The organism is Priestia sp. P5_B4, from assembly GCF_056400385.1.
In genome coordinates this window covers 1-3,076 of record NZ_JBFULJ010000455.1, presented here as the reverse complement: position 1 = coordinate 3,076, position 3,076 = coordinate 1, and the positions used below count along the sequence as shown (strand labels likewise).

At 37.4% G+C, this 3,076-nt stretch carries 3 protein-coding genes; all 3 read left to right on the top strand.

Annotated elements, in window-relative coordinates; all coding sequences use genetic code 11:
- Positions 1-564 (top strand): peptidylprolyl isomerase (locus AC1DRF_RS21185; protein ID WP_477741615.1); only part of this gene is annotated, 564 nt, incomplete at its 5' end.
- Positions 565-928: 364 nt separating this feature from the next.
- Positions 929-1,603 carry a response regulator transcription factor gene (locus AC1DRF_RS21180; RefSeq protein ID WP_013056756.1) on the top strand — a complete coding sequence of 225 codons (675 nt, stop codon included), beginning with the start codon at positions 929-931 and terminating at the stop codon, positions 1,601-1,603.
- A complete protein-coding gene (locus AC1DRF_RS21175) occupies positions 1,593-3,020 on the top strand; it encodes a sensor histidine kinase (RefSeq protein ID WP_477741614.1) in 1,428 nt (475 codons plus the stop codon). Before AC1DRF_RS21180 ends, AC1DRF_RS21175 begins: the two co-directional genes overlap by 11 nt.
- Positions 3,021-3,076 lie beyond the last annotated feature (56 nt).

The window sequence follows — 3,076 nt, the reverse complement described above, 5'->3', positions numbered from 1 at the left end:
GCATCTAGCGGTGTAAAATTGTCAGAGCTGAAAAAAGATTTAAAGACGAATATTGAGGCAAAAAAAATGGTCGAGTCGACTATTAATATTAAAGATAGTGAAATGAAATCGTACTTTGATCAAAATAAAGATTCACTAGCTACAGAAGCACAGGTGAAAGCTAGCCACATCTTAGTAGCAGATGAAAAGACAGCGAAAGAAGTAAAGGCAAAGCTTGATAAAGGAGAAGATTTTGCGAAGCTAGCAAAAGAATATTCAACAGATACAGCTTCTAAATCAGATGGCGGAAACCTTGGATACTTCAAAAAAGGTGATATGGTTGAAGCTTTTGCCAACAAAGCATTTTCAATGAAGGTAAATGAAGTAAGTGATCCTGTTAAAACAGAATACGGTTATCACATTATTAAAGTAACAGGCAAAAAAGAAGCGCAAAAAGCAACATATGAAAATAGCAAAGCAAAAATCAAGCAAACGCTGCTTGATCAAAAATACCAAACAGAGTATCCAACATGGTTACAAAAGCTAAAGAAAAAGTATGATATTACAAACAAACTTGATTCATAAATAATACCTTAACGAAATGAGGGGATGGATATGAAACAAACAGCGTCTTATAGTAAGTTAGAAAAAATCGTCGAGCAATTGAAGCACAGAGGTGTACGAGCTGAGATATGCCGGCGTGTTGTAAAGGTCACAGAAACTGTTAATGGATCAAATCCTTCATATTCAAATCAAATCGTTAGGCATTCATAAAGAGTACAAAAGACGCAAACTGCTGGACAGCGGTTTGCGCCCGTGCTGAGTATAGCTAAGGGAATTTAAAATGAAAAGAGATCAGTAGAGGCAGCTTGTTTCTGCTGATTCTTTTTGTATAATAAAGTAAACAAAAGGATGCAGCGACATGTATCGAAGGAAGGAGTTACGCGGAATGAATGTACTGCTAGCAGAAGATGATTTGCAGCTAGGTGAATTAGTTAGTTATATGCTAAAGAAAAAAGGAGGCTATAACGTCGAATGGGTGACGGAAGGGAATGATGCATATGATTATGCATCTGAAGCGCATTATGATGTGTTAATTCTTGACTGGATGATGCCCAATGGAGACGGAATCGATGTATGTAAACGTCTAAGAAAAGAAGGATACGCCGGAGCTATTCTTATGTTAACAGCAAAAGATGCGGTTCAAGATCGTATACAAGGTTTAGATGCGGGAGCGGATGATTACGTTATTAAGCCATTTGAAATTGACGAGCTGCTTGCAAGGCTTCGTGCTTTGTCTCGTCGTAATTATGCACCGATTTTAGAAGAAGAAGTAGAGATTGCCAGCATGATATTAAAAAGAGCAAGTCAAACCGTACAGTTTGACGAGGAGTTTATTCAATTAAGTCCTCGTGAATTTCAACTTCTAGATTTTTTAGTGAAAAACAAAGGACAAGTTCTTTCTCGAGATATTATTTTAGACCGGGTATGGGGATATGAATCAGATGTTTCAATTAAAACGATTGATGCGACGGTTAAACTTTTGCGAAAAAAACTAGAGAAATTTAACAAACAGGATCTTATTCAAAGCATTCGCGGAGTAGGCTACAAAATTGAAAGCTAAACTCCTTACAAGAGCTAAACAGAAAGTAAAACAAAAAGTAAAGCAAGATTTATTCAGCCAGACGCAAAATCGTTTAACATTCCGATATAGCGCATTACTAATGCTGTTTCTGCTATTATTCGTGTTTATTGTTTATGCATTGGTATATGTGGTTGTATCCAACAGTCAGCAGCAAAACTTAAATAGCATGCTAAAGCAAGAGTCCCGAATTGTCCAAAGCATCTTAATTAAACAAGCGATAAACAGCTCGAATCAACAGTCAAAAGAAGAGTACAAAAACATTGTCGTAGCCGGTGAAGATCAATTTTTTTATTACGTAATCAGTCCTGAAGGGGACCTTATTATGGGAAACGAAGCGAGCGAGCGGCTTCGCTCTAACTTATTAAATTTAATTGATGGCTGGATCCCTATTGAAAATGAAGTGAGGAAAGAACGAATAAAAGCCCCGCGCCCTAGTTTCGAACATATTGAAGGAGTAAAAGGGCAAAACGGGGAAGGCAAAATAGATATTGATTTGATGATGGCGGGTGAACCTATTTTTTATAAAGGTCAATTTTTAGGGATGCTTTATATTGGAAAAGACGTTTCATTTCTTTATCAGCTGTTAAAGTGGCTCCTTATTATTATGTTAAGCCTTACCGTACTGTTTGTAGGAGTAGCCATTTATATCAGCCGCTTAATGTCAAAACGGGCTATGGTTCCAATTGAAACAGCTTTCCAAAAGCAAAAAGAGTTTGTGGCGGATGCATCCCATGAGTTAAGAACGCCGCTTAGTGTTATGCTTTCTTCTATCAATGCTTTAGAAATGCAGGAGGAAGTAACAGAAGATCCTTTTTCTAAAAAATTAATCAATAATATGAAAGCTGAAGTAAAGCGGATGACGAGTCTCGTCAGTGATTTGCTTACGCTTGCACGTTCAGACTCTAATAAAGTAGAAAAAGCAATGATGCCCTTTGATATTACAGATGCGGTGCAAAAGGTAATGGAATCCGTTGAAACTCTAGCGGTTTCTAAACATATTGATTTGCAGCTGGATACACCGGAAAAATTAGTGGTAACTGGAGATCAAGAGCGTCTAACTCAGCTGATTTACATTTTGTTAGATAATGCGATTAAATATAYGACTCCTCATGGAAATGTCAACATTCAAGTAGTTCAGCATGGAAGTGAATGCATATTAAAAGTACGTGATACGGGCGTTGGGATTCATCCAGATGAAAAGGATCGAATCTTTGACCGCTTTTATCGTGCTGACAAATCGCGATCTCGTCAAATGGGAGGTCATGGGCTAGGCTTAGCAATCGCTAAATGGATCGTAGAAACACATAAAGGGAAAATTGACGTAGAAAGTGAACAAGAAAAAGGAAGTACATTTACAGTAAGGTTGCCAATGTCACAAAAAGTGAAAAAGAGTTAAAAGAGGCTGTGACAAAATTAGTTGAAGGAAGATCCGAACGAGTTTGATTCTTGATG